Genomic DNA, 26661 nt, shown 5'->3' on the forward strand with positions numbered 1-26661 from the left:
GTTTGCTTGCGATCAAGGTAGTGGTATCGAGATATCCACGAGATTATTCCTTTGGGCTGGGGCAATGGATCAATTTGAAATTGAATGCGCCGACGGCGGCGATGCTGTGAGTGCGCCTGTCGAGGATGCGCGCGTGCACGTAAGGGCCGACCTCGCAGCCACCTTCACATTTGCATCGCATCAGAACTCGATCCCGGTGATACGTTCGATCCGGATCGAAAACGCAACCGCTGACAGCATTGAAAACGTTCGGCTGGAGCTGACGGCAAGCCCTGCCTTTCTACGCGCCAAGAGCTGGACCATCGACCGCATCGGCGCAGGCGACGATGTCACGCTGTCGGATCGGCGCATCGATCTCGACGCAGCTTACCTCGCCGGGCTTGACGAGGCCGAACGAGGCGACATTGCGCTGCGACTGATGAAGGGCGAGCGCGTCCTAACTGAGACACTTGTGCCGGTGCGACTATTGGCGCGCGACGAGTGGGGCGGTGTCCCCGACATGGGGCAGTTGCTGCCGGCATTCATCATGCCGAACGATCCCGCCATATTCCGGGTGCTTCGGTCGGCAGCCGAACGATTGGCTGCGCACGGTCATTCATCGGCGCTGGACGGCTATCAGAGCGACGATCCGAAGCGCGCATACATGCTCGCCGCAGCGGTCTATTCGGCGGTCGCAGGGTTCGGCATTCACTACGCCGAACCGCCGACGAGCTTCGAATCGCGGGGACAGAAGGTCCGCGGGCCAAGCAAGGTCGTACACGATTCGATCGCCACCTGCCTCGACACGACACTTCTGTTCACCGCCGCTCTGGAGGCTGTCGGTTTGAACACCGTGGTCGTGATGCTTGATGGCCACGCATTTGCCGGCGTATGGCTCGTCAAGCGCACGATGCCGAAGACGGTCGAAGAGGATGTAGCCGAAATACGCAAGGGGGTCGCCGCACGCGAACTGGTCGTGTTTGAGACCACCGGGGTCACGCATCGGCCGGCAATGACGTTCGAGCAGGCGAAAAAGGCGAGCGAGGCCAAGCTCGAGGAGGACGCCTCGCAACGCTTCGTGTCGGCGATCGACGTCGCACGGTCGAGGTCCGCAGGCATCATGCCTCTGGCCTCGCATGAAGCCCGACAATTCGATAGCGCGGAAGATCATGAAGAACCCTCGGAGATCCCGCTTCCGTCCGAGCCTGATTTCATGCCGGCCGATACGGTCGATCAAAAGCCGACGACACCGGCCGGCCGTATCGAACGATGGCAAACCCGCCTGCTCGACCTGTCGCTACGCAACAGGCTCCTGAATTTTTCGGAGGGCAAGCGGGCCGTACCGTTTGTCTGCCCCGACGTCGCCTACCTCGAAGACCGGCTGGCCGACAACGCCGCAATCAGGCTAATCTCGCTGCCTCAGCAGAACCCCTTGGGTGATCGCGACCCGGGACTGCATCGTGACCGCCGCGGACAGGATCTCCATCGAGGCTTCGCCGCGGAAGCGCTGCAGCGGGACGAACTGTCGTCGATGCTCGAGCCGAAGGATTTGTTCGCGCGCCTAACTGATCTCTATCGCCAAGCCAAAAGCGATCTGTCTGAAGGCGGCACGAATACTCTCTATCTTGCCGTCGGCATCCTGAAATGGAAGAAGACCCCAAGCGAGCAACGCATCTATCGCGCACCCATTCTCCTGCTGCCGGTCAAGCTCGATCGATCCGGCGTGTCCGATCGCTTTCGCCTCAAGTTTCACGAAGATGAGCCACGGCTCAATGCCACCCTCCTGCAATTCGTGAAACGCGAATTCGACCTGAACTTGCCGGACTTTCGGGATGGCCTCCCGGAGGACGGCAAGGGCATCGATGTGCTGCAAGTGCTGGAGCACATGCGCCGCGCCGTACGCGATGTGCCTGGGTTCGAAGTGGTCGACGACGTCGCTCTGTCGACTTTCTCCTTTGCCAAATACCTGATGTGGAAAGATCTGACGGATCGCGTCGCAGCACTGCGGCAGAACCGCGTGGTCAAGCACCTGATCGATACTCCGGAGCGCGCCTTTGAAGGCGGCGACAAGCCGTTCCCAGACGAGAACGATATCGATCGCCATTACGCCTCTGCCGAAATCGTCATGCCCTTGCCAGCAGATTCCTCGCAGATCGCTGCCAGCCTCGCGGCCGCGCAGGGCCGTGACTTCGTGATCGTCGGACCGCCGGGGACCGGAAAGAGCCAGACGATCGCCAACATGATTGCAGCGTGTCTTGCCGCGCGCAAGACGGTGCTCTTCGTCGCGGAAAAGACCGCAGCGTTGGATGTGGTCTATCGACGCCTGCGCGAACACGGCCTCGCCGACCATTGTCTCGAACTCCATTCGAGCAAGGCCGATCGAAAGCACTTCTTCAGCCAGTTGAAAGATTCCTGGGAGAAACGCGGAACGCAGAAAGCGTCACAATGGGTCACGCTGAACGAGCGCTTACAGATCCGGCGCGACGAACTGAATGCCTACGTCGCAGCACTCCACGAACCGGCCCTCAACAGGCTGACACCCTATGTTGCCATGGGCATCGCAACGCTGGGCCATCAGGATCATGCCCCGACGTTCAGCTGGCCTGAGAAGGACACACACGACGCGGCCGGCTACGCGGAGCTCGAAGATCTCGCAAATCGCCTTGGCCTCACTTATGCCGCCGTGAAGGTGCGACCGGTTCTGCGCCTGGTGCAGGTCGAAGAATGGACGAGCGCGTGGCAGGAGAAGCTGATCGCGACGGCCCGCTCGCTCGGACGCGCCGCGGCCTCCGCCAAGACGGCCCTGGCCGCCCTTAGTCCTCGCCTTGGTCTTGCCGGATTGCAAGACTCTCGGGACGAAGGGCTGAAGTATTTTGCCGATCTCGCCCGTGACGTCCTCGCAACCTCAGGCGAGGACCACACCATCATCCTGCACAGGGACTTTGCGGTACTTACGCGAGCCGTTGCTGATCTCGAAAAGGCGATCGCAACCTATCGCGACGGGGAGACCGGCCTTTCGGCGCGCTATACTCCTGATGTCATCGCGCGGATTCCGATTGACGATATCGAGCGCGACTGGCGTGAGGCAGGCGCAGCGATCTGGCCGAAATCCTGGCTTGCCGCACGTCGCATCCGGCGGCTACTGGGATCTTACGCCGGCGCCAAGACTGCGGATCCCATGACCGACCTGGCGATTCTTCGCAAACTGCAGATGACTCACCGCGAGATCGAAAGCAACGCGATCTCCGGGGCTCCGCTCGCATTTGCCGGCCTCGACACCGATTGTGGGGCGCTTACCCAACATCTGGAGAAAGCGGAACGGCTGCGCACGTCACTAGTCCAGCTCGGCGAGTTTGCTGGCGATGTACAAAACGTCGCCGCCAGCATTGCGGCCGGCCTGAACGGTCAGGTCAACCGGCCGCAGATCACGGCTGCCACTGAGTATCTCGCAAAATACCAGGCACTTTTGGATGCCATTCGAGAATTCGAAGTACTGGCCGGCCTTCCCCTTCAGCATCACGACGGCGATGATTTCCTGGAGATTCTATCTCGGCGGATGGATGAGCTCGAGCAATCCCGCAACTTGTTTCGCGACTGGTCGTCGTGGTGCGCCGTTCGCACACGCGCCATTGCGAAAGGCCTCGCGCCTCTAGTTGCCGATATCGAGAGCGGCGCGGTGCCTCCTGACCAAACAGCGCGCGCGTTTCGGCTCGGTTATGCAAGATGGTGGCTGCCACTGGCAATCGACGACAGTCGCGAGCTGCGGAAGTTTCGGCGGTTCGAGCATGAGCACGCCATCGCGGATTTCGGGGCAATCGATGACCTTGTCCGCGCGCATGCGAGCGAGAAGGTAATCAGCTCGCTGGCCCATGGCTTGCCATCTTCGGAATCCGTACCGCGACAATCCGAGCTGGGTATCCTGCGACACCAGATAGGTTTGCAGCGGCCCAGCCGCTCCATCCGCGAAATGATCGCCTCGATGCCGGAGAGCTTCGGGAAGCTGGCGCCATGCGTATTGATGTCGCCACTTTCCGTCGCACAGTATCTTCCCACCAATCAGCCCCTGTTCGATATCGTGATCTTCGACGAGGCATCGCAGATCGCCACCTGGGACGCGGTCGGCGCCATCGCACGAGGTCGGCAGACGATTGTCGTGGGAGATCCTAAGCAGCTCCCGCCGACAAACTTCTTCGGACGCGCAGACGCTGACGATGACAGCGTGCCCGAACTCGATCGCGACCTCGAAAGTATTCTCGACGAGGCAAAGGCATCGGGCCTTCCGGTCAGGCACCTTCGCTGGCACTACAGAAGCCGTCACGAATCGCTGATCGCATTCTCAAACTGGCACTACTATGACAATAATCTGATCACGTTCCCGAGTCCGGTAACGCAAGATCAGGCTGTGTCGCTCAACTTCGTGCCGACCGGCGTTTATGACCGCGGCAAGAGTCGGACCAACCGCGACGAGGCACGCGCCATTGCATCCGACATCCGCTCAAAACTGGAAGCATGGCTTGCGCTGCCGGAGGAAACACGGCCCACGATCGGCGTCATCACTTTCAATGTTCAGCAACAGACCTTGATTCAGGACTTTCTCGATGATGCGAGGCGCGAAAACCCGGAACTGGAATGGTTTTTTGCCGACGATCGCATCGAGCCGGTCATCGTCAAGAATCTGGAGAACATACAGGGCGACGAACGGGACGTGATCTACTTCTCAATCACGTTCTGCCGCGACGCAGCAGGAAAACTGCCGATGACTTTTGGTGCGATAAATAACGACGGTGGCGAACGGCGCCTAAACGTCGCCGTGACGCGAGCCAGGAGCGAGTTGAAGGTCTTTTCGGGAATCCGAGCCGACGACATCGATCTCAGCCGGAGCAAAGCAATCGGCGTGCGGGATCTCAAGGCGTTTCTGGACTATGCGGCGCGTGGCGCCATCGCGCTCCCCGCACAGGATGCTGGCTCTCTCGGGGAAATGGAATCGCCCTTCGAGCAAGCGGTTGCCGCGCAACTTGCGCGACGCGGATGGGAGGTCGTCCCCCAAGTCGGCGTCTCCGGCTTCCGCATCGACCTCGGCATACGCCATCCGGACCACGGCGGACTCTATCTTGCCGGCGTAGAATGCGACGGTGCGAGCTATCATAGTTCAGCCACCGCCAGAGACCGCGACAAGGTACGTGAACAGGTGCTCCGCGGTCTTGGCTGGAACATACTGCGGATATGGTCGACGGATTGGTGGTTCAACGCTGAAGAAGCAATCGAGCGAATCCATCTCGCCCTGAATGAGGCATTGGCCTTAAGCCGGGCTGCAGCTGCGGCTGCGTCGAAATCACTTCAGACAGGCGTGCCAGATGAAGATTCAGCCGAGCCTTCCGATTTCGGCACTCAGCCATTATCCTCGGATCCGGATGGTTTTCCCATGAAAGATCACGGCGATCCCCCCGGCGAGAAAGATGTCAAGCCTGATGCGTCACTTGCCGTGCCACCCGAGACTGGCGAGCGAAAAGTCGCTTCGCTTCCAGGGTCAGTGACCAAATCGGCAGACACGCTCTTTGCCCCGGCGGATTTGTCCGGCATCAAGGCCGATCCAGACTGTTTTTTTGAATTCTCCTATCGGCCCACGCTTCAGGCGATGGTCGATGCCGTAATGGCTGCGGAGGCACCAGTCCGGGACGATGTGCTCGCTCAACGCGTGGCAAGAGCACACGGCTGGCTCCGTACCGGCGCCCGCATCCGCGAGCAGATCGCGCTTCATCTGAGAGGATTGGATCGCACGGAGGAGACATCCGGCACATTCCTTTGGAATCCCGGCAGTGCCGCTCCTCGCGTGCCCTTCAGGCCGCAAGGACCAGATCACCGCCGCAGTCTGGCGGATATTTCAATCGCCGAACTCACGGATTTCGTAATTACCTATCCTGCCGTCCTGGAGGAAGAAGATCCGCCCTTGGTATATGCGCGTCTCATGCAGGTTGAAAGACTTGCCGCGCCGTCCCGGGAGCGACTGCAGGAGGCGATTTCCCGCGCGAGGACGCTTGGCGTCTAGATGGCCGCAATGGAAATAATGATGATTACATCCGACGAATCCGATCAGATTGAAGTTGAAGTAGTCGGAGGTTTGAAATCGACTGCCGCCGTCAGGCGGCAGTCGTGATCGCACCAGTCTCCGCCAAGAGTCTCCGTAAAAGGGGAATTTTCGCGGACATGGCCGGAGACTTTCGGCGATTTCCACCTCAAGATCGGCGAAATGGGAGCCTGGAGACGAATTGAAATGCGCGAAAAGCCGGTATTTCCGGCCCTTTCGCGCGTTTGCCGGGGAGACTGGCCGAACGCCGGACTGACTGGCTGGGGCGGGAGGGATCGAACCTCCGAATGGCGGAATCAAAATCCGCTGCCTTACCGCCAGGCTACGCCCCAGCGGGGCGCTAGGGGACGGTCGATTGCCCCCTTTCCAAAAACACGATGCAAAAATTGCTTGCATTGACCGACGCGGCGGTGCGGTCGCAGCCTCGAACACCAGGATAACGCCAAGTGTTATCTATTCGGACTCCCCTGCCTCATCGATCGCGGCTGCGACCAGCACCTCGGGGTCCGTGACGCCTTCCGAGGTTAACTGAACAATCCGTTGCGCCATCCTGGCCTTGGTCGCGGGCGTGGGATCCCGTTCAGCAACTTGCGCTGCGGCCACATCCAGTAACCGCCTCATGGTTGCGATCAGGTCGGCTCCAGATTCTTTCGGCGCGGGCTTTTGCATGGCGGCGCTCCATGTGAGGTCAATCGACTACCGTTCTTCTTGATTGATCGCCTGCTATTGCCCGTGCCTGATCAGCACATCGCGGCACGCCGGATGCAGCCTGGTGCGATTCTCCTTCAGGCAGGCCAGAATGGTGAAATCGCCTTGATCCATCACCTTGCGGCGGTGCCGCTGTACATCGGGGGTGCAAGCCTTCTGGTCCTGGTCGCTGCCGGCATGCTGGGCAAAGGTCTCGGTCGACAGGCTCGAGAGCATCGCGAGGGACAGTAGAATTTTTTTCATTTTTCGTTTCCTTCGTTTTGGTCCACCAGCCCAACGGCTCCATGCAGAGCCGGGATGACGCCTCATTCCATCACCACCGCATGGTCGCCGCTTCCCTCCGACGCGGCACGCCGCAGCAACAGCACGAGAGGAAGGGCGCACAGCGAGAGGATCATCATCAGTTTGAAGTCGTCGATGTAGCTGATGATGGAAGCCTGGTTCTGGATGACCTGGTCGAGGGCCGCCCGCCCTGACGCGGTCCATGGGCTCCATACGTGCGCGATGACGCTGTCTCTAAATCCGGGATTGACCGCCGTGACATAGCTTCCGATGATGGCGTGGTTGATTTGGCCATTCCTGACCAGAAGATAGGAAACGACGGAGATCCCGACGCTGGAGCCGACATTACGCGAGAGGTTGTACAGGCCGGTTGCGTCGGCCCGCTGCTCCGGGGCAAGCGTGGCAAAGGTCACGGTGGTAAGCGGGACAAAAAGGAATCCAAGTCCCGCGCCCTGGATGAACCCGGTCACCGCGATCGTCCATTGCGAGACATTCGGATTCCAGCCGGTCATGTCATACATGGCCCACGCCGTCAGCAGCAGACCGATCATGAGGAGCACCCTGGTATCGACGCGCCCGATCAGCTTGCCGACCACGAACATGCAAACCATGGTCCCCACACCGCGCGGGCCCATGACGAGCCCGGCCGTGACGACGGGGTAGCCCATCAGCGTTTGCAGAAAGGGCGTCATCAGCGCCAGCGAAGCCAGATAGGTGATGCCGACGATGAAAATGAACAGCATTCCCACCGTGAAGTTGCGGTCGAGGAACAGTCTTGGATTGACGAAGGAATCCTCAGTCGTGAAGGTGTGGACGAGGAAGACATAGAACGCCGATACCGCAACGACGGCCTCGATCAGGATCTCAAGGGAAGAAAACCAGTCGAGCTGCGAACCGCGATCGAGGAAGACCTGCATGGCGGCGATGGCGATACTCAGGCTGCCAAATCCGATCCAGTCGAGCTTGGCGGCCTCGCTGGTTCTGGTTTCCCGCAAGAAGAACGAAACGCCGACAAAGGCCAGCGCGCCAAGCGGCACATTGATGTAGAACACCCAGCGCCAGGTGTAATGGTCCGTCAGCCAGCCGCCGATCACGGGGCCCAGCACCGGCCCGACCATCACGGACACGCCGAACAGCGCCATCGCCGACCCCCGTTCCTCAGGGGAATAGATGTCGAGCAGGATCGATTGCGACACCGGCACCAGCGCCGCGCCGAAAAAGCCCTGCAGCAGGCGGAACGCCACGATCTGGGTCAGCGACTGCGCGATGCCGCACAGCACGGACGCGACAACGAAACCGGTGACCGCCCCCATCAGGACGCGCCGGCGGCCGAATCTGTTGGCGAGGAACCCCGACGGCGGTGTCATGATCGCAGCCGCCACGATATAGGATGTCAGCACCCAGTTGATCTGGTCGGAGCTCGCCGAAACGCTTCCCTGGATGTAGGGCAGCGCCACGTTGGCGATCGTGGTATCCAATGCCTGCATGATCACCGCGAGGATCACGCACGCCGTGACGGCAGGCCGGTTGATTGGGGGAGAGTCGGCTCGGGCGGCCTCACTCATCCTAGCCTCCTGACGATTCCTAGAGATCGGTTATGAAGCTTGGCAACCCGCGTTCGTGTCCGGTGTCGACATACAACTCCACGCTCATGCCAACGCGCAGCGGCGGCTTGCCCGGCACATTGTCGACCCGGATCCGCATCGGAATGCGCTGAACGACCTTGACCCAGTTGCCGCTGGTATTTTCGGCCGGCAGCAGCGAAAAGCTCGACGCCGACGCGGGGCTGATGCTGTCGACTGTGCCGACCCAGTGCTGGCCGGGATAGGTATCGACATCGATGGTGGCTTTCTGTCCGGGTTTTACATAAGTCAGCTCCGTCTCCTTCGGGCTGGCCTGAACCCAGACGTGATCGCTCGACACGATGTTGAATGCCGTCGCCGCGGCGGCGAGATACTGGCCGGGCTGTAACGACGGCACATTGGTCACGATGCCGGCGAAGGGTGCCTTGACGACGGTATGGGAGAGCTGGCGCGCGGCCTCGTCGCGCGCGGCCACCGCATCCTTGTAGCGCGGATGATCCTCGATCGGCGCATCCGGATTGCCGTTCAGGTTTGCGGCGATGCCGGCAAGCTGCGCTTGCAGCGAGGCCAGCTTTTGCTGCGATGCCTGCAACGTATTGCGGGCCGCGTCATAAGTCGCCCGCGGGGTAAAATCGTTGGTGATCAACTGCTGCTGGCGCTTGAAGTTGACGTTGTTGAAATCGACGTCGATTTTTGCCTGCTCGACCTGGGTCTGCATGTTGCGATAGCTGGCCTGCAGCGCAAGGAGATCGTTGCGCGTGGTTCCGATCTGGGCTTCGGCGCGATCCAGCGCCAGCCGGAACGGCAGGTCGTCGAGCTTGAACAGCACGTCGCCCTTGGCGACCTTCTGGTTGTCGTGAACGAGCACGTTCGCGACAATCCCCGAAATGTCGGTGGATATTCCGACCATGTCGGCCTGGACGTAGGCATTGTCGGTCGACATCACGGCGCCGCCCGTCACATAGAAATAGCCGCCGACGACCAGCGCCACCGGCAGCAACGCAAACATCAGAATCCGCTTGCGGGATTTTTTCGGGGCTCGCGGAGCGGCCGGCGCAGGCAAATGATGCGGTTCGCCCGACGGCTTGCGATCATCCGGCCGCTCTTTCGCGACAGGCTTGGCGATTGCGTTCGTATCCGAAGCGTCCGTTGCTTCCAGCGGATGGCGCGTCAAACGATAGACCTTGTCCCCGGCGCCTTGTGAGCCGACTTGTGATCCGACTTGTGAACCGACTTGGGGACCAGCGCTTTCGGCGTCGGCACCGAGTCGTTTGGGATTTGCGTCGCCGGTACTAGCCATGACTTGCTCGCTTCTGCTTTTCCACCGAAGAGCCGCACGCTTCGGTGAGGTTGAATTTCAGAATTTTCAGGGTCTCCAGCAGGCGCAAACCCTCCGCCTCGGACAGGCCGGTCAATGCCTCGCGACGGGCCATCTCGCCGAGCCTGCGCGCCTGCATCAGCTTTAGCCGGGCTGCCGGCATGAGCCGGAGGATCCGGACGCGCCGGTCGGATGGATGCGGATGTCGTTCGATCAGTTCGCAGGCCTCCAGCCTGTCCAGGATGCGTGAAAGCGTGATCGGCTCCACGTCGAGCAGTTCCGCCAATCCGCTTTGGTTGATGCCTTCGTTCTGATCGAGATAGGCCAGCGCCTGCCATTGCGATCGCGTCAAGCCGGATTCGCGGGAAATCTGCTCGAACCGTTTCCGGAGCAGCCGCGCGACTTCGTGCAGCAGAAAACCAAGCGTGGGGGATTCGACTTCCAAAGATTCGACTTCCAAGGGTTCGACTTGCACGGCCGACACTCCTGCGTAAGCTTATGATAAGCTTGCTTACGAAAATGATAAGCTTGCTTATGAAAAAAACAAGCGTGCGAGCCGTACACACACACCATCGTGAAGGGACAGGCCCGCTGCCGGCGGCTTCGACGCTGCGGCAGCTTGGCAAGACGGGCAATCAACGCATGACACGCATACCCGAATTGCCCGTCGGTCGGGTCGCTTGGCACACAGCTCACTTGGCACATTCGATGAAGCGAGGCGTGCTGTCGGAGCGCGAGCGATCGAGACGAAAGGGGGTCCGCACTCCGCCCGAACTCGGCGACCAGATGGTCGACGGCCGCCCGTCCGGCGGCGCGCGTCGCTGAACCCATCGGAAAATAGGCGTGCACAGGGATGCCGACCGTCTTCCAACCGAGGAATAACCGGACGAGCGAGCCGTCCTCCAACTCTCGGCTGCACGCCCAGCCGCTTATCGAGGAGATCCCGAAGCCGGCCACAGCCGCGGCAAGGCGCCCTCGTTCTCGTTGGTCGAGAAATGCGGTTCTAGCGATATCACTTCTTCTTTTCCGTCGCGCTCGAACATCCAGCCCGTCGGAACCGCGGCGGCCCTCCCGCCGACGATCCGATGTTGAACGAGTTCAGCTGACGTCGCCGGAACGCCATGGCGTTGGAGATAATCGGGACAGGCAACGACAACTCGAGGGATTGTCGCGATGAGCTTGGTTGTCGCGGTTGAGTCCGCCAAGCGACCGAGGCGAATAGCCTCACATTCAGGATCAGTGGTCGTTCGACGGTTGGGTTGCTTCCGGCGACTCGCTTTTCGAGAAGCTTTCCGTCGTTAATCGCATAATGCACGGGCCTGATCAGCGTGATTGCAGATCAATAGACGAACGTCAGCCTTTTGATGGCCACCTTGGCAACCACGCCTCGCTTTGCTCCGATACGTCTAACTATGACAGCCTTCGCCATGGCGGACCATTCAAGGCCGGCCGCTGCTTAATCCGAGAAGCCTAGAGTGCCAGCCCACCGTCGATCGTCAGGCTGGCGCCAGTCATGTAGCCGGACTCACGGCCCGCCAGAGACGCGACAAGGCCCGCAATCTCGTCGGGGTCGCCGACGCGCTTCAGCGGGATCATCGGCGTCAGCCCGTCAATGTGTTCTGCGGTCATGTCGGTGCGCGTTGGTCCCGGCTGGACGTTGTTGACGGTGATACCGCGCGGGGCAAGGTCTACCGCGATTCCCTTCACCATGACGGCCACCGTCGCCTTGGTCATCGAATAGACGCTGGATCCCGGATAGCTGTGTGTACCGAAAACCGGCTACACCCGCACGTAGTGCTGATGAAGCCCGCCAAGGATGGGGTGTGATTTAATGCTTCCTATCCGTTGAACCGGACGACAGACCGGCGCGTCTTTATCCAACGACCGATGCGTTCTGATGTCGTTGTACAACACGACGACGGAACGCCCACGGGATTGCGGAGCACGAGCTTCTTTATCCGTGGCATCCTTGGGCCGGATGCGCGGGGAGTTCGCATCGCGGCGATCCGCGTCCGAAAAGTTAGGTTGACAAGGTTGACGCGGTTGACAGCCGGTTGACAGAAATCGAGTCCGGTTGCCACCAAACGGACATTTCGGCGAGCGCAGCGTTTGGACCTCAAGCGCAAATGTGCAGCGCCGCTACACCGCTCAGAGGCGCCGTTCGCCGACGGTCAAGTGTCTGCAGCGTCGCCAACATTTGCAGGTGTCTTGCAGAAGGGTCGGAAAGGTCGCAAAATTCGCGTTCAGGGATGTTCTTCGATCCCGGCCCAGTTCGACCCGGAAATCAGATTAGTCAGATTTTCTCTTCAGTCCGATCTTGGAGCCCGACATGGCGGCATTGACGCGATCGCAAACGCTGGTTTCCGCGGGAGTTGTGGCGCTCGGCGGCGCTGTACTGACACTGCTGTCCGGGAACATCGCTACTCTTGCAGGCGCGGGCGTAACCGTCGTGGATACACCAACATTCGTTGGCCCGGAGTTTCCGGTCTGTCGCGCGCCGACCGCAACCGGCTCGCCGAACCTGATGCTTCGCCTAGCGCAGACCGAAGTGCCACGCGCCGAGATGAGCGCAGCCAGCTCCGCGCCGGCATTCGCGGAAACTGAGCCGCCATTGTGGGACGGTCTCGGCTCTGTTTCTTACAAGATCACGACCGCAAACGGCCGCACCCAGGCTTATTTCGACCAAGGCCTGCGTCTTGCCTATGCGTTCAATCACGGCGAGGCGCAGCGCGCGTTCCGCATGGCGCAAAAGCTCGATCCTGACTGCGCGATGTGCTTCTGGGGCGAGGCGCTGGTGCTCGGTCCCAACATCAATCTTCCGATGCAGGAGGACGCGGTCGCGCCCGCCTACGTTGCCACACAAAGGGCGAAGGCGCTCGCCGGCAAAGCGAGCCCGCGCGAGCAGGCGATGATCGGCGCTCTCACAGTGCGCTACGGGAGCGATCCAAAAGGTGCCCGCGCGCCATTCGACAAAGCCTACGCGGCGGAAATGGCGAAGGTTGCGACGGAATTCCCCGACGATGACGAAATCGCCACACTGTATGCCGAGGCGGTCATGGATCTCAGCCCCTGGGACTACTGGAAGCCCGGCGGCCGCGAACCGAACCCGCAAAGCGTGCCAATTGTGCCGATACTAGAGCGCGTGCTGGCTCGCAATCCAAATCATCCCGGCGCAATTCACTTTTACATCCATGCCGTCGAGGCTTCGGACCGGCCCAAGCGCGCCGAGCCGTATGCTGATCGACTGCGCGGCGCGATCCCCGATGCAGGCCATCTCGTGCACATGCCAAGTCACATCTACTATCGGGTAGGTCGCTATCTGGACGCGCTTGAAGACAACAAGACTGCGGTCAAGGTCGATGAGAAATACCTGTCAGACACTAACGCACCGATGGGCGTCTATAGGCTCGGCTACTATCCGCATAACGTGCACTTTGTGATGGCGTCGGCGCAGATGGCCCGCGACGGTCAGACCGTGATCGCCGCCGCGGAGAAGCTCCGCAAGCTCATTCCAGACGAGATGGCCCATGGTATTGCCATAGCACAGCCAGTCAAGGCGGCACCTTATTTCGCACATGCGCAGTTCAGCACGCCTGAGACTATCCTGGCACTGCCCGATCCTGGAGACGCCGTCCCTTATGTCAAGGCCGTGTGGCTCTACATGCGCGGCGTAGCTCTCGTAGCGCGCCGTGACTTCGCGGGCGCGTCGGCCGCCGCCGATGCAATCGACAGGCTAGAGCGCAATGCAGATTTCAAGTTACTGAAGGAGTCAAACGTCCCGGCGCAGGAGGTGCTTCGCATCGCGCGCACACTGATTTTGGCGCGCGTGGCCCAGGCTAAGGGCGACTACCGCACCGCCATCGTGCGCTTCGACCGAGCGGCTGCACTACAGGACGCGCTGCCCTACACCGAACCCCCCTATTGGTACTATCCGGTCCGACAGTCTCTTGCTGCTGCTCTGCTGCAGGCAGGCCGCTACGCTGACGCGGAGAGACAGTTTCAGCGTGCGCTCAGTCGCGCGCCAGCCAACGGCTGGTCGTACTACGGACTGGCGGAGCTGTATAAGTCACGCGGCAACACGACCGCGGTGCGCAAGGCCGAGGCTGATCTTACCAGAACCTGGATCGGCGACCGCAGGCTTTTGCAGATTTCAAATCTCTGAAGCTCCGCATCGGTATCACGGTCTGAGCCCTGAAGTGTGAAACGGCGCCGAACATTGACCGACAGAATCTAAGTCGATCAACCGCTTGTAACGCCGATCGGCACCCGGACCCCACGCCGATTCACATCCGGCGATGTCAGTGCGGCGCCGGCGTGCCATGCGAGTGCAACCAGACTAACGATGAGGGCATTGACGAACCGGACGTGAGCGGGGTCCTCGATGAGACCTGTGCCTACCGCAAATCAAATCCTGCCATATTGATGATGCAGTCCGCCCAGGATCGGATGGCAGATAATGCGTCCGGCTGTCGCGACGGCGCGTGATATCGGCGCGTCCTTGTTCAACGCCAAGTGAGTGCGCGTGCGATTATGATAGTCCATGTAGCACAGCAGGACATGGCGCAGATGGCGTTCTCCGAACACCACGACATGATCAATGCATTCCCTGCGGATCGAGCCGATCAGCCGTTCGGCGTAGGCGTTTTGCCAGGGTGAACGCGGAGACGTCGGGCGGTCTCGAATACCGATGGATCTAACCCGACGCAGGAATATCTCGCCGTAGGCGCCATCGCGGTCCCGGATCAGGTAACGCGGGCTTTGCTCCCAGCCACACGCCTCCGTCAGCTGATTGGCGATCCATTCGGCCGTCGGGTGCGTGGTTACTGCAACCCACAGGATCTGCCGCCGGCCGTGGCCCATGATCAGCAATCCATAGAGCAGCCGGAACGAGATTATCGGCACCAAAGAGGTCCATGGCGACAATGCCATCCGCATGGTTGCGAAGGAACGTCTTCCACCCCTGCGAGGGAGGGCCCCTCCTCCGCGCCATATACTTGGCTGCGCTGGTCTGGCCAATGTCGATGCCGAGCTTGAGAAGCTCGCCATGGATTCTCGGTGCTCCCCACAATGGGTTGGCGAGGCTCATCTCGCGGATCAGCCGGCGAATCTCCATCGACACCGTTGGTCGACCGCAACAGCGTCGCGATCTCCAGCGCCAATACGATCTGAAACCGGCGCGGTGCCAGCGGATCACGGTATCGGGTCGGACAATTGCAAGTGTATCATACATCTTGGGAAACAGCCGGCAGATACCTCCCAATATCAGCCGGTCAATCGACGCAAATCGAAGCCTCTTGGGATTGGCACGCCGCAGCACATTGATTTGCTGCCTCAGCATCAAAATTTCCGCCTCGAGCATTGCGCGCGACCGCAGCAGATCGATCACTGTCCCAACGATCAGTTTGCACAAATCAAACATCGAGCAGCAGCATCGCCCGATTCTCGAACAACTGCCAGCGGATTGGATTTACGATAGGGACAAGGGCGGTGTAATCCTCGCCCGCATCCGGCGCCCGCGCCGCCACATAGACCAGAGCCGACACGTTCGGATGAACTCCAGCCTCGGTCACGATCATTCCAGAGAAGGAATGTCCAACCAGGACGGTCGGACCATCCTGTCGCGCCAGCGCACGCTCGGCCGAGGCTACTGCTTCAGGCAGCGTTGTCAGTGGGTTTTGCACGGCCGTGGCATTGAGTCCCGCTGCCTGCAATCGTGCAATCACCTACCAGCTTGACCCGTCGGCGAATAGTCCGTGCACCAGGACGACGTTTCGGGCTTTCGGGGCGGGCTGCGCGGCGGCTGTGGTGCCCTGGACAAGTGCGCTTGCCGCCCCGGCAGCCACCATGCTCACGAAAGTACGTCGATTGATTGGATACCTCTGCTCAAGGTCATCTTGGCTATTCATGGAAGTTCCCTTTGCGTAGTCGCGAGCTGGCGAATGGGAGGGCTTGGGTTGGCGACGTGGAAAATGAGTCCGTGCCGGGCAGATATGAGATTGTGGAGCTATAAATTTGGATGGCTTTGGCCAGATTATCTCTGAGACTATGCTTTCGAGTTCTCTTTCTTTCAGTTTGCTTTTATCGCTATTGCTGACGCCTGCTCTGCTCTCCACGCCAACGGCACAAGCAATACGCCCAGCAACGCGAACGCTGCCAACATCGCCCATGCATCATTGACGCTCAAGACAAAAGCAGCCTTTTCGATCATTGGCCGCACGTAGGCCTCTGCGTTTGGCGTTAGCGAACCGGATAGTCCGCTCGCGAACAATCTTGGGTCCAATCCAATTGCTTTTGCGGTGGTCATGTCTCCCGCTAAGAGCCGGCCTCGGAGGGCGTCCGCGTGGATGCTTGTTCGTCCGTACAGAATCGTGTCGATCAGTGCGATACCAATCGCGCCACCCAGATTACGCATAAGATTGAATAGACCGCTCGCATCCGGCACTTCCGCTTCGGACAGCGCTCCCAGCGCCAAACGCGTCGGCGGCAACAGGCAAAACATGATTGCAACGCCTCGAATGACCTGCGGCCAGAACATCTCGCTGAAGTCTGTGTCTCGTGTCTCGAATGTGCTCAGGCCCAATGCAAGTGCAAACAGAGCAAAGCCCAGACCGGTCAGCACTCTTGCGTCAATTCGGCGCTCCAGCGCCACTGCAAGTGGCGCGATCGCAAGCTGAGCGACGCCGGTGACGAGCATGGTCGAACCGATTTCCAATGCATCGTGTCCCCGGACGAACGCGAGGAAAACCGGCATGAGATACACGGAACCGAACAGACCGACTCCCAAGCAAAAGCTCAACACGCAACCGATTGCGAAAGAACGATCCTTGAATGTGGATAGCTGCACAATGGGATGGGCGGCTCGTAACGTTCGCCAAACAAAGAACCCGCCGGTGAGAGCGCTAAGGGAAAACAAGCTTATGCAGATGGAGGAGAACCATCCATCTCGCGGCGCTTGCTTGAGCCCGACCTCGAGGCATGCAAGCGCGGCCGCCATTAGAAACAGAGATAAGCCGTCGAGTGTGGCTCCTTCGAAGTTTGTATCTTCCCGAGGCAGGAGGGTTGGCGCCACGACGCAAGCAATCAGCCCCGGAACGACGTTGATCAGAAACAGCCAATGCCAGGAATACACCTGCGTAATCCAGCCCCCGACGACAGGTCCGCCCGTGGGCGCGAGCACCGCCATGATTCCAGCAATCGTCGTTGCGATGCCCTGCGTGCGCGGCCGGAACAAGATGAATACTGCGGCAAATACTGACGGAATCAGCGTTCCGCCGGCGAATCCCTGCACCACCCGAAACGAAACCAGCATCGCGAAACTATCGCTTGCAGCACACCCGATCGATGCCAATGTGAAAAAAGCGATGGCGGCGGCGAATAGCCAGCGCATCGAAAGCGTACGCGTGAGCCAGCCAGTGAGCGGAATGGCGATCACCTCAGCGATCAGATAGGACGTCTGGATCCAGCTCATCGCCTCAGGAGAGATCGCAAGGGCGTTCTGGATGGTCGGCAGCGACGTTGCGACGACCTGGACGTCGAGGATCGCCATGAACATGCCAAGGCACATCAAACCAAAGCCGACCCATGTTCTGATCGCCGTCAGGGCCAATTCGGTGCGCGCCACCGTCATAGCTTTCCGCACGGCGTGGCGAGCGCCAACGGGCATGGTTGTCGACATGAAGAGGGACGAATTGCCAAGTCGCGATGTGCGCTCATTCAGTCAGCCTCAAAGTCCCTCTGCGGGAGCGTCAACCGGGTTCGCCGGATGATGGTCCCGATCAGGCCGGGCGCGCAGGCCGCCGCCGCCAACATCAAATTGCGCCCTCCGCTGCTCCTGGCGAGGCCGGAGATGATGCTTGCCAACCGGATGGGAACGGCCGTGAGTCGCCGCGCCGCTGCCAGATAGACGTCGGGCGGACGGCCGAGCCGAATGTGGTCGACCGCCAGCGCCGCGGACGCGAGCGCGATGGCGAGGCCGTCGCCAGTGAATGGCGGGATATGGGCGAGCTGGTCGCCGACGCGATAGATAGCGAGTCCCCGTTCCCGATGAAGATGCCCGCCGGCGGGACAGACCACGGCGAGCGGCTTGTCCCAGAGCGGTTCGGCGCCCGCCAGCCGCTCGCGCAAGCTGGGGAGCACCGAGGCCAAATAGACGTGCAGGGCCGGCCAGCCGGGCCCAAGCCAGGCCACGGTGGCGCATGGCAGCACGAGGCAAAGGTTGGCGATGCCGTCTTCGATCAGTTCGAGACCGATATAGCTGTCGTCGAGGAAAAAGAGTTCCACCTGGCCCTCGATCACGCGGCGGGCTACGGGCGACAGCCGCAGATGCATCTTTAGGCCGACCAGGGAGCCGTCGCGCGAGTCGTCGACACCGCGCAGACCCAGCTTCCCGGTCGCCAACACGATATGGCGGCCATAGATCGTCTCACCGTCATCGCAAAGTACATTCCATCCGCAGCCAGCCGGCGTCACCGACTTCGCCGCCGCGTTGCGTTTCAATCTTGCGCCGCTGTCTTGCGCGCCTTGCAGCAGGGCATGGTCGAGCCGATAGCGCGATAGGGATAGTGCGCGGAATGGCAGCGCTGAAGTCACGCTGCGGCTGGAAGAATAGACCGCCACCTGCTCGATCGGCACCGCGCCGAGCGCCGACGGATCGAGGCCTAACCGCCGCAACTGCACCTGCGTCTCAACGCTGAGGAATTCGCCGCATACTTTGTTGTGCGGCTTAGCCGTGCGCTCGATCAGCACGACGTCGCGACCCAATGCAGCCAGACCAGAGGCCGTTGCGCTACCTGCTGGGCCGCCCCCGATGATGACGATTTCGGTCCGTGTCATCGCAGCCGCCCGATGGCAAAGCGGAACAGGAACCAGCGCAACCGCACCGCATTGCGTGCGATGTCGGCTTCGTCAATTCGCATAAGCCATTCCGTTCGGGTTAGCGAACGGGCCACGGAAATGCGGCCGTCATGAATCACCATTGGGTGCAGTCGCGTCAGCTTACCCATGACGCCGATGAAATAATAAGGCACCGGGTGGCGTTGCAGATCGTAGATCAGCCAACCCTTGCGCGCCGTCCCCTCCATCCAGCGTAGAAATTTCACGATCAGGTCGTCGGACATATGGTGCGTGACCAGGCTGCTAACCACCAAGTCGATCGGCGCAGGTGGCGCGAAATCGAATACGTCCACTACGCAATAGTCGATTTCGTCGGCATCGTCGGTGACCGCTTGCGCGATGCGGACGGTCTCGCGGTTGAGGTCGAGGCCGATGAGCCTGATCGTCAAGCCGCGCTTGCGCGCCCAGCGCCGGATTGCCCGCAGCAGATCGCCATAGCCGCAGCCGACATCAACGAGGGTCAGCGCTCTTTCCCTGCCTGCGTCCTTGGTGGCGCGGCGCAACCAATCGATCACCGGCCAATGCCCAAGCATCACCCTATTGAAACGGGCGAGATCGCGCAGCACCAGTGCCAACTCTTGGGCGCTTGCATCGGCACCGTCGAGCCATTCAGACTCGGCGCTGCGTCGAGACAGATCGCGCGGGGCCGCCTTTGTTTTGGGGAACGTGTTCATGGGATCAGGCCGCAGTCCGAAACAGCATAGTCTCCGCGATCAATCCGGGTCCGAACGACATCGCGCAGCCGGTACGGCCCCGCGCGCCCGAGCGGAGCAGGTTATCGAGGACGAACATGACGGTTGCAGAGGACATGTTGCCATAGCGGCGCAAGATATCGCGCGACGACGTCAACGCCGCCGGCGCCAGGCCGAGAGCGCGCTCGACCGCGTCGAGTACGGTGCGGCCACCGGGATGCACGGCCCAAAGATCGATCGAAGCGACGGATGCCCCGGCAAGAATTTCGCTTCCGTATTCGCGTAAGCCGTCATGGATTGCGGCAGGGACGGCTCCCGACAACACCATGTCGAAACCGGCTTCGCGGATATTCCAGGTGATCAGCCCGCGGGTGCCGGGCACCAGCACGGCGTGGAAGCTGTCGAGGACGGCGCCGATGGGATCCGCACTCACGATAGATGCCGCGCACCCGTCGCCGAACAGAAGGAACGATAGCATTTGCTCCAGGTCGGTCGTGTCCTTTAAGTGCAGGGTGCAAAGCTCAAGGTTGACGATCAGCACTCGCGCGGATGCCTCCGAGCGAACGATGTGACGCGCGAGCTTGAGCGCATTGATGGCGGCGTAGCAGCCCATGAATCCGATTGTCGTACGTTCGACCGTGCTCGGAAGCCGACAGCGCTCGATGAGTTCGAGATCGAGGCCAGGTGCGGAGAAGCCGGTGCAACAGGTTATCAGCAGATGGGTAATGCGGTCGCGCTCCGCTCCAAGCTGCAAACGATCGACCGCGGCTTCCGCCAGCGCCGGCGCGTGCTGTTCGAACCGCCGCATCCGCACTGCCGTGTCGGGGAAATTGCTGCGCGGATAGAAGCCTTTGCTACGGACGCGGTCATCTTCCGTCAACTCGCTGGACGCGAGACACGAATACCGGTGCTCAATTCCCGACTTATCGGCCATGCGCTGAAAGAGGCGCGAATTGCGTCGGTCGTCGTCAAGCAGCGACTGTGCGAACCTGCGAAAGGCATCATGAACGTCATGGGGCGGCACCGCCGTCGCGACGCGATTGACGTATGCTGTGTGCAAGGTGCAGTTCTCCGTTCGAGACCGCCGCGATGGGTGAGCGCCGCGCGGATGAGAAACACCAGCCGATGGGATCATTGCGCCTGGCGATGAGACCCGTCTTGTCACGATTGCGATCCGGTTCCTTGAACCGTTAGAAAGCCACCGCGCCCGGGGCGGATCAGTAGCCCGACGTGGGCTCACAAAATTGCCTAGTTATTTGGCTGCTCCATAGGCGTTAAACGGCCAAGCAGGCCGAACCATTGCACCATTGCGCTCCTATGAGGCATTCGAGCGAATTGTGGCTTCCGCAACTATCTCACGCAGCTGTGACCCGAATTTCGCGGGCGAAATAATACCTGTGGAGTCTGTAAGAGTGGGATGGCGAGAGCCGAATAGATGACCGTAGAAGAGCGCGAGCAGCGCTGGGCGGAGGCCATGCGCGCCGAGCGGCGCGGCGAAGCCGTCGCATATGAGCGCATGCTCAAAGAGGTTGCGACTGCGCTGCGTCGGTCGCTTGCGCCGCGTCTCGCTCGCGTGGGACTCGGCGGGCATGAGGCTGAAGATTTGGTCCAGGAGATACTTATCGGCTTGCACAGCAAGCGGGATACGTGGGATCCGGCGCGCTCGTTCCTGCCATGGTTGCACGCGATCGCTCGCTACAAGCTCATCGACTTCATGCGCCAGCGCCGACGTGACACGCGGCGGCGTGTCGATCTGCCCCTTGTGGATTGGCTCGAAATGGTCGAGTCGCCCGCCGACGAGGCCAATTGCTCAACGTGGGAAGTGGATCGGCATCTTGCCGTGTTGCCCGTCAGTCAACGCAAGATCGTCCGCGCGATCGCGATCGAAGGCGCATCCGTCCGCAATGTCGCCCGGGGCCTTGCGACCAGCGAGGGCGCAGTTCGGATGACGCTGCACCGCGCGATCAGGCGCCTTCTGGGCGCTGCAGAACCTGGTCCGGCGATCGAACCACCCTCAAGAGACGAGCATGACAAGAACCGATGATCTCATTCGTTCCCTTGCGAGCGCGGCTGGCAGGCCGCGGAGCAGCGCTTCCCTCCAGGCCGTCCTTGCAATCACCGGCGCCGCGTCACTTGCCTGCGCGCTCGTTCTTGTCTTTTCGGTCATCGGCATCCGCCAAGACTTCGCCGATATGGCGGTCCGCCTGCCGTTCGCGTTCAAGCTTGCCTACACGGTCGCATTGGTGGTCGGGTCGTCCGTCGTGGCGCTCTATGCCGCGACGCCCGGCGCGTCAGCGACCGCGCTATACACTATATTGCCAGCGGTCATTTTGCTGGCTTTGGGCGTCATATTCGATCCAACCGCTTCTCCGATCATGGGAAGGACCAACACTGCCGTTGCCCTCTGCGTGGGCTCCATTCTTTTTCTTTCGCTGCCAGCCATGATCCTGACCTTCCTCGTCGTCATGCGGAGAGGCGCGCCGACGCAGCCTCTCTTTGCGGGAGCAGTCATTGGAGTGCTTGCCGCGTCTGTCGGCGCCCTGGCCTATACGGTCGCCTGCAAGAATGACGGCATGGCTTTCGTCGCGATCTGGTACGCAGTGGCCTGCGCCATCATGGCGGCCATTGGCGCCGTCGCGGGGCACCGTGTCCTGCGTTGGTGAGATGGGGCGCTGAGTCGGTGTCGCTACAACTTGGGTCCGAACTGCTCCGCGGGCGCAGCGATTCGCTTGATCTTCGAGCACCGCAGCATTGCCGGGCTTCTGTCCGACTGAGTGCGCCAGTTTCCCATCCCTCGGGGATAAGCAGCCAGAGCAGTTTGCCGAGGGTCCGGCGTCGGAAATTAAAGGCCTGACCGCCCGGCCGAGCAGCCGCAGGCGGACAGCGGATAGCATCGGAAGTGCGCGCCCAGGAGTTGCAGTTGTTCCGTGCGCTTAGTTTTGAAGTCGCGGAATGAGGCGCGTGGCATTGCCGCTGCCGATGGACCCCAATTCGGTCACGGACAGATCAACCTCTTCCAAATCCTTGAATTGACCTAATCCAAATAGGGATAATCGGTCCCGTAGGTGATTTGAGACGTGGGCACGAGCTTGGTCAGAGCCGCCATCGTCGGCGCGCTGGTCGCGTTGGCTGTATCGTAATTGAGCCGCCGCAGTTCGCCGATGATTCCCTCGGGCGCGAACTCCTTCGAATTCGGGCGTTTCCCATAGAAGGCGTCAATACGACCCGCCATCATCGGGATTGTTCCGCCGGCGTGCGAGAATAGCCACCGGATTTGGCGCCAGCGTGCAAAGCTGCCGGCGAGCAGGAGGCTGGTGACGCATCGCGTCGTGTCGTGTGGAACTTCAATGACCGCAGGAAATGTGCCGACGCTAAGGTTGCCGCAACAGTTGGCAACGAGGGGATGAACGTATACGACGGCGCCCCGCCGATTGAGTTGATCGAACACCGGCTCGTATTTGCGATTCCCCAGCCACTTGTCACCGTAGCGCGACTGGAGGCCGATGCCGTCTGCCTTCAATGTGTCGAACGCATATTCAATTTCCTTGAGCGTTCGGTCGATGTCGATCATCGACAGAGTCGCGAACAGTCCAAAGCGGCCGGGTTTCTCGCGCATCCATTCGGCGGCATAGTCATTGCAGTCACGGGCCATTTGGCTGGCCATCTCGGCATCGAGATCGAACCAGACGCCCGGGGGTCGAAGCGATCGACAACACCGCAGTTCGGATGCCCGCCTCGTCCATCTGTTCGATCGCCTTGCTTTTGGACCACGCAACCTGAGAGAGGAAGTGCGGAACTTTGCGTGCATCTTCCCATTCGAGCCACGCCCTCTGGTAGGCCGGTGGAAAGAAGTGGTGATGGGTGTCGATCAGCGTTGCGGTCGGTGCGGCTGCTGATAGCTTCGCGGACAAGGCGGTCGTCAACCCAAGCGCGGCGGCGCCGCCGACGAAGCCCCGCCGCGACAAATAACAGCAGGTGCAGCTACCGGACTGATGACGGCCGAATTCGCTTGTCATGTAGCTTTTCCAGAGCATTGCCATGCCAATATCGACCTGGTACGAGGCGCGATCTCACGCGGATCCATTGGACGTGCATAAGTACGCCCGCAGGGCCGGTCGACTAGGGTGGGACCTTCATTGAAGCAAGCGTTACCGAACTTGACGCCGCCCTCACGGACGGGGCGACGAGATCGTGTAAAGGTTGTCGAACAGCGCAGAGCCCGTGATCCGGGTGCCGAATTTTTCGGCCAGGGCGATCATGTCGGCGGGCTCAGTCCCTGCGTTCCTTCGAAACAGTTCTTCGAGTCCTCCGGGGCTGAAGAGCACCAGCATGCGCAGCGGAACGTCTTCCGAAAGATTGCACCAGGCGTGAGGTACGCCTCTGCCGATGGTGATGGACGAACCGACACCGACTTCCACTCGACTGTCTCCATTCGCGATGAATGCTCTACCCTCCAGAATAATGAAGTGCTCCTCCTCATTATCGTGAACGTGCATGGGCACACCGTTTCGGGGGTCCGCGACAATCTCTAGCATCGAATAGGCACCGTCCGTGTCTTCTGAACTTGTGCGGATGAGATAGCGTTCTCCGCGCGTAACCTCCGACCACTCGTCCTCACGCGGACTGTTTGAAAAGTTGTTCGGACGATCTTTTTGATTCATCTCGTTCTACCTACCTGTTCCGCTACTGACGCTCGGCACGCATAGCGTCCGACCAGATATATTCTCGCTAGTTCACATCCTACACTTCGTTGTCATTAAACGAATCCATACAGGTACGCGGTAGTTTTTTTCTGCATGAGGCCGTGTCACTAATCCGTGACGGTGTTGCGCTGCGTACCCTTCGGCCGAACTGTTCTAGGGAAGGTAACGTTCCAGCCGAAATCAACCACGGAGTTTGATCGATGAAGAAGCCGGGATAGTCGCAGCATCGCCCGCAAGCGGACTCTTTGCTCAATTGTTTGACGATGGCATCGGCCGCAAAAAGGCAGCGGCCCTCTACGTTGAACAGGGATCCACTGTCGCAGCGATTTTCGCCAGGCGAACTACTGCGAATGCGTGACACTTGAAGCCGCCCTGGTACGCGGTGTCCAAACTCGACAACACGATCAAACCCGATCTTCAAAGCAGGGGTTGAACAGGCGCCGCCTTCCCAGCCCAGCGGAAAGACATCCATGCGCAACATCACTGCAAAGCTACTCGTTGCCACTATCTCGTGCGCTCTACTGAACGTTGTTCCTGCCGCCGCGCAGCAGCAAGGACCATCCCGGATCCGTGGAACCATCGAACGCGTCGAGGGCAACAACCTCACCGTCACTGCGCGCGACGGCACAACACAGAAGATCGGCCTGGCGAACGACGTGGTCGTCACCGGTCTCGTCAAGACCACGCTCGCCGACGTGAAGCCCGGCTCCTACATCGGCGTCACCGGAATGCCCCTGGCCGATGGTAGCCAGAAGGCGATCGCTATCCATATTTTTCCTGAATCAGCGCGTGGCACCGCCGAGGGCTTTCGGCAGTATGACTTGCGCCCGAACAGCACGATGACCAATGCGACCGTCGCACAGGAAGTCGATGCCAACGATGGCAAGTCCCTCACGGTCAAATACAAGAACGGCGAAAAGAAAGTCGTCGTTTCACCAGATACGCCGATCGTCGATTTTGTGGATGGCACCAGGAGCGAACTGAAGGCTGGCGTCAGGATCATTGCGTTCGTCGCAAAGCAGAGCGATGGCACTCTGTTGTCTAAACGCGTTCTGGCCGGTCGTGACGGCATCACGCCGCCGATGTGAGCCGCATTCGCTAACCAGTCAAAGTGTCTACGGAATGCCGCCGCAGCTGGAGGCGACCTTATTCGGTGCATCGTCTCAGTAAGGCGGAACCATCTGGCCGGGTCGGACGGCCATCGTCGCCGACGTGAGTAGGAACCGAAGGGGACGACAGCCCGCAACATCGAACACCTTGCACTTGCGAGGAGGACAACTCCATGCTCACCCGCTCGCTATGCTCCTTTGCTGTTCTTGCGCTTTTCGCGGGTTCTGCGGTCGCTCAGGACATTCCGGCCAAACTTGTGCCTCCGCAGGAAAGCCTGCTGATCGGAAAGTACGCCGCGAAGGGCGTTCAGATATACGTCTGCGGCGCCAAAGGGGGTGCAAACGAATGGGGCTTCAAGGCTCCTGAGGCCGAGCTTATCGACGCGCAGGGTAGATGGTTCGCCAAGCACTATGCCGGTCCGACCTGGGAAGCTCCCGATGGCTCGAAGATCGTCGGCAAGATTTTAGCAAGCGAGCCCGCTCCGAAGGCGGACGCAATCTCCTGGCTGCTATTGTCGACAGAATCCTCAGGATCGGGCGTGCTTGCCGGCGCGCATTTCGTGCAACGGGTCAACACCTCCGGAGGCGTCGGCCCAACCGGCGCGTGTCCGAGGCCCGGAACTGAGCGGCGGGTCGGTTACACGGCTGACTACATCTTCTACAAGTGATTATGTTCGCAGTAGCGGCTCGGCGCTGCGCGGCCAGGCGAGAACCAGCGCCCATGCATTATTGAGAGGTGGACATATTCGCCATTCTCAAGGATCGCCGGAGAATGCAGTCATAAGCTGACGTTACGGCCTACCCGACACTCGGTTCGCTGTACATCTGGAAGCGAACGTTAGCGGCTCAGTCGGCTACTGGGCAACCGCAGGCAAACTCACCTCCCAGGGCCGACCCTGGTGGTTCCCGCAGACCTAGCCGCTGTCTTGCAACGCGCGCATGGCATCAGGCGAACAACTCCGGAGGCAACAATGGCCAGCGAACGTTTTGCTTACAGGATTTGGTACGTCATCGAAGACGAACGCCAACTGCTCTTCATGTTCAACGCTTCGGACATGATCGACGCCATGCACATGGCCGCCGACTTTTTAGAGGAAGACTTCAACCCCGCTCGCATCGAAGTCGAGCGCGCTGGCTGCGCGATCCCTGCCCTCGACAGCGACATCATTATCGAGGGCGAAACGAGCTTGGAGATCGTGTTCGACCAATACGATTTGGCAAAGGGGAAGCTGCGATGATCGCACTCACCCCATTCCTGATGGCCACCGCGATCATCGGTCTCCTGCTGTTCGTAAGTGGCTGCTGGAAGC

Annotated in this window: 21 protein-coding genes, 1 tRNA gene and 2 pseudogenes; 7 read left to right on the forward strand and 17 right to left on the reverse strand. The window is 60.5% G+C overall.

Translation table 11 applies throughout. From position 1 onward, the window contains the following. Nucleotides 1-64: 64 nt before the first annotated feature. Nucleotides 65-6025 carry an anti-phage protein ProA gene (gene proA, locus J6497_RS31430; protein WP_225708103.1) on the forward strand — a complete coding sequence of 1987 codons (5961 nt, stop codon included), beginning with the start codon at nucleotides 65-67 and terminating at the stop codon, nucleotides 6023-6025. A gap of 296 nt (nucleotides 6026-6321) precedes the next feature. Here the strand turns inward: proA and J6497_RS31435 are convergent. The 7 genes and pseudogenes from J6497_RS31435 to J6497_RS31470 form a co-directional block, all read right to left on the reverse strand. After that, a tRNA-Gln gene (locus J6497_RS31435) sits at nucleotides 6322-6396 on the reverse strand. Nucleotides 6397-6517: 121 nt separating this feature from the next. After that, entirely contained in the window at nucleotides 6518-6733 is a 216-nt protein-coding gene (locus J6497_RS31440) for a hypothetical protein (protein ID WP_225708104.1), read from the reverse strand. A 54-nt stretch (nucleotides 6734-6787) separates the two neighbouring features. Further along, a complete protein-coding gene (locus tag J6497_RS31445) occupies nucleotides 6788-7015 on the reverse strand; it encodes a hypothetical protein (protein ID WP_225708105.1) in 228 nt (75 codons plus the stop codon). A 62-nt stretch (nucleotides 7016-7077) separates the two neighbouring features. Beyond that, nucleotides 7078-8619 carry a DHA2 family efflux MFS transporter permease subunit gene (locus J6497_RS31450; protein WP_225708106.1) on the reverse strand — a complete coding sequence of 514 codons (1542 nt, stop codon included), beginning with the start codon at nucleotides 8617-8619 and terminating at the stop codon, nucleotides 7078-7080. Between the two features lie 19 nt (nucleotides 8620-8638). Further along, nucleotides 8639-9646 (reverse strand): HlyD family secretion protein, encoded by a 1008-nt coding sequence (locus J6497_RS31455; protein WP_225708107.1) that lies wholly within the window; start codon nucleotides 9644-9646, stop codon nucleotides 8639-8641. Between the two features lie 283 nt (nucleotides 9647-9929). Next, entirely contained in the window at nucleotides 9930-10439 is a 510-nt protein-coding gene (locus J6497_RS31460; protein ID WP_225708108.1) for a MarR family winged helix-turn-helix transcriptional regulator, read from the reverse strand. 986 nt (nucleotides 10440-11425) lie between these two features. Further along, a pseudogene (locus tag J6497_RS31470) lies at nucleotides 11426-11713 on the reverse strand (SDR family oxidoreductase); the annotation flags it as partial. A 571-nt stretch (nucleotides 11714-12284) separates the two neighbouring features. Here J6497_RS31470 and J6497_RS31475 point away from each other — a divergent pair. After that, on the forward strand, nucleotides 12285-14117 hold the full coding sequence (locus tag J6497_RS31475; RefSeq protein WP_225708110.1) for a tetratricopeptide repeat protein: 1833 nt from the start codon (nucleotides 12285-12287) through the stop codon (nucleotides 14115-14117). A 242-nt stretch (nucleotides 14118-14359) separates the two neighbouring features. On the opposite strand, the gene J6497_RS31480 is transcribed toward J6497_RS31475, so the two are convergent. The 6 genes and pseudogenes from J6497_RS31480 to J6497_RS31505 form a co-directional block, all read right to left on the reverse strand. After that, nucleotides 14360-14857: an integrase core domain-containing protein gene (locus J6497_RS31480; protein ID WP_225708111.1), complete on the reverse strand. Its 498-nt coding sequence runs from the start codon at nucleotides 14855-14857 to the stop codon at nucleotides 14360-14362. A gap of 578 nt (nucleotides 14858-15435) precedes the next feature. Continuing rightward, nucleotides 15436-15861, reverse strand: a pseudogene (locus J6497_RS31485) (alpha/beta fold hydrolase); the annotation flags it as partial. A gap of 161 nt (nucleotides 15862-16022) precedes the next feature. Next, a complete protein-coding gene (locus J6497_RS31490; RefSeq protein ID WP_376708300.1) occupies nucleotides 16023-17582 on the reverse strand; it encodes a DHA2 family efflux MFS transporter permease subunit in 1560 nt (519 codons plus the stop codon). A gap of 86 nt (nucleotides 17583-17668) precedes the next feature. Beyond that, nucleotides 17669-18787, reverse strand: a complete 1119-nt coding sequence (locus tag J6497_RS31495; protein ID WP_225708112.1) for an NAD(P)/FAD-dependent oxidoreductase — start codon at nucleotides 18785-18787, stop codon at nucleotides 17669-17671. Beyond that, the gene (locus J6497_RS31500; protein ID WP_225708113.1) at nucleotides 18784-19521 is read right to left on the reverse strand and encodes a methyltransferase domain-containing protein; all 738 of its coding nucleotides are present in this window, start codon (nucleotides 19519-19521) and stop codon (nucleotides 18784-18786) included. Before J6497_RS31500 ends, J6497_RS31495 begins: the two co-directional genes overlap by 4 nt. 4 nt (nucleotides 19522-19525) lie before the next feature. Next, nucleotides 19526-20599, reverse strand: a complete 1074-nt coding sequence (locus J6497_RS31505) for a type III polyketide synthase (RefSeq protein WP_225708114.1) — start codon at nucleotides 20597-20599, stop codon at nucleotides 19526-19528. Nucleotides 20600-20974: 375 nt separating this feature from the next. Between J6497_RS31505 and J6497_RS31510 the strand changes: the two genes are divergently transcribed. Both J6497_RS31510 and J6497_RS31515 read left to right on the forward strand, forming a co-directional pair. Continuing rightward, a complete protein-coding gene (locus tag J6497_RS31510) occupies nucleotides 20975-21583 on the forward strand; it encodes a sigma-70 family RNA polymerase sigma factor (RefSeq protein WP_225708115.1) in 609 nt (202 codons plus the stop codon). Beyond that, nucleotides 21567-22202 (forward strand): NrsF family protein, encoded by a 636-nt coding sequence (locus tag J6497_RS31515; RefSeq protein ID WP_225708116.1) that lies wholly within the window; start codon nucleotides 21567-21569, stop codon nucleotides 22200-22202. The genes J6497_RS31510 and J6497_RS31515 overlap by 17 nt, the downstream gene beginning before the upstream one ends. Before the next feature lie 371 nt (nucleotides 22203-22573). Here J6497_RS31515 and J6497_RS31520 read toward each other — a convergent pair whose 3' ends face one another. The 4 genes from J6497_RS31520 to J6497_RS31535 all read right to left on the reverse strand — a co-directional run bounded on the left by J6497_RS31520 (nucleotide 22574) and on the right by J6497_RS31535 (nucleotide 24714). Continuing rightward, nucleotides 22574-23203, reverse strand: coding sequence for an amidohydrolase family protein (locus J6497_RS31520; protein ID WP_225708117.1), 630 nt, complete (start codon nucleotides 23201-23203; stop codon nucleotides 22574-22576). Beyond that, the gene (locus J6497_RS31525) at nucleotides 23181-23555 is read right to left on the reverse strand and encodes a hypothetical protein (RefSeq protein WP_225708118.1); all 375 of its coding nucleotides are present in this window, start codon (nucleotides 23553-23555) and stop codon (nucleotides 23181-23183) included. The genes J6497_RS31520 and J6497_RS31525 overlap by 23 nt, the downstream gene beginning before the upstream one ends. 153 nt (nucleotides 23556-23708) lie before the next feature. Beyond that, nucleotides 23709-24200 (reverse strand): cupin domain-containing protein, encoded by a 492-nt coding sequence (locus J6497_RS31530; RefSeq protein WP_225708119.1) that lies wholly within the window; start codon nucleotides 24198-24200, stop codon nucleotides 23709-23711. Nucleotides 24201-24279: 79 nt separating this feature from the next. Next, nucleotides 24280-24714 carry a hypothetical protein gene (locus tag J6497_RS31535; RefSeq protein WP_225708120.1) on the reverse strand — a complete coding sequence of 145 codons (435 nt, stop codon included), beginning with the start codon at nucleotides 24712-24714 and terminating at the stop codon, nucleotides 24280-24282. Here J6497_RS31535 and J6497_RS31540 point away from each other — a divergent pair. The 3 genes from J6497_RS31540 (at nucleotide 24713) to J6497_RS31550 (ending at nucleotide 26589) form a co-directional block, all read left to right on the forward strand. After that, nucleotides 24713-25330, forward strand: a complete 618-nt coding sequence (locus J6497_RS31540) for a hypothetical protein (RefSeq protein WP_225708121.1) — start codon at nucleotides 24713-24715, stop codon at nucleotides 25328-25330. The genes J6497_RS31535 and J6497_RS31540 overlap by 2 nt on opposite strands. Nucleotides 25331-25524: 194 nt before the next feature. Beyond that, the gene (locus J6497_RS31545; protein WP_225708122.1) at nucleotides 25525-26019 is read left to right on the forward strand and encodes a DUF3455 domain-containing protein; all 495 of its coding nucleotides are present in this window, start codon (nucleotides 25525-25527) and stop codon (nucleotides 26017-26019) included. 303 nt (nucleotides 26020-26322) lie between these two features. Beyond that, nucleotides 26323-26589: a hypothetical protein gene (locus tag J6497_RS31550; RefSeq protein WP_225708123.1), complete on the forward strand. Its 267-nt coding sequence runs from the start codon at nucleotides 26323-26325 to the stop codon at nucleotides 26587-26589. Nucleotides 26590-26661: the final 72 nt, after the last annotated feature.

The organism is Bradyrhizobium cenepequi (assembly GCF_020329485.1).
GTDB lineage: Bacteria > Pseudomonadota > Alphaproteobacteria > Rhizobiales > Xanthobacteraceae > Bradyrhizobium > Bradyrhizobium cenepequi.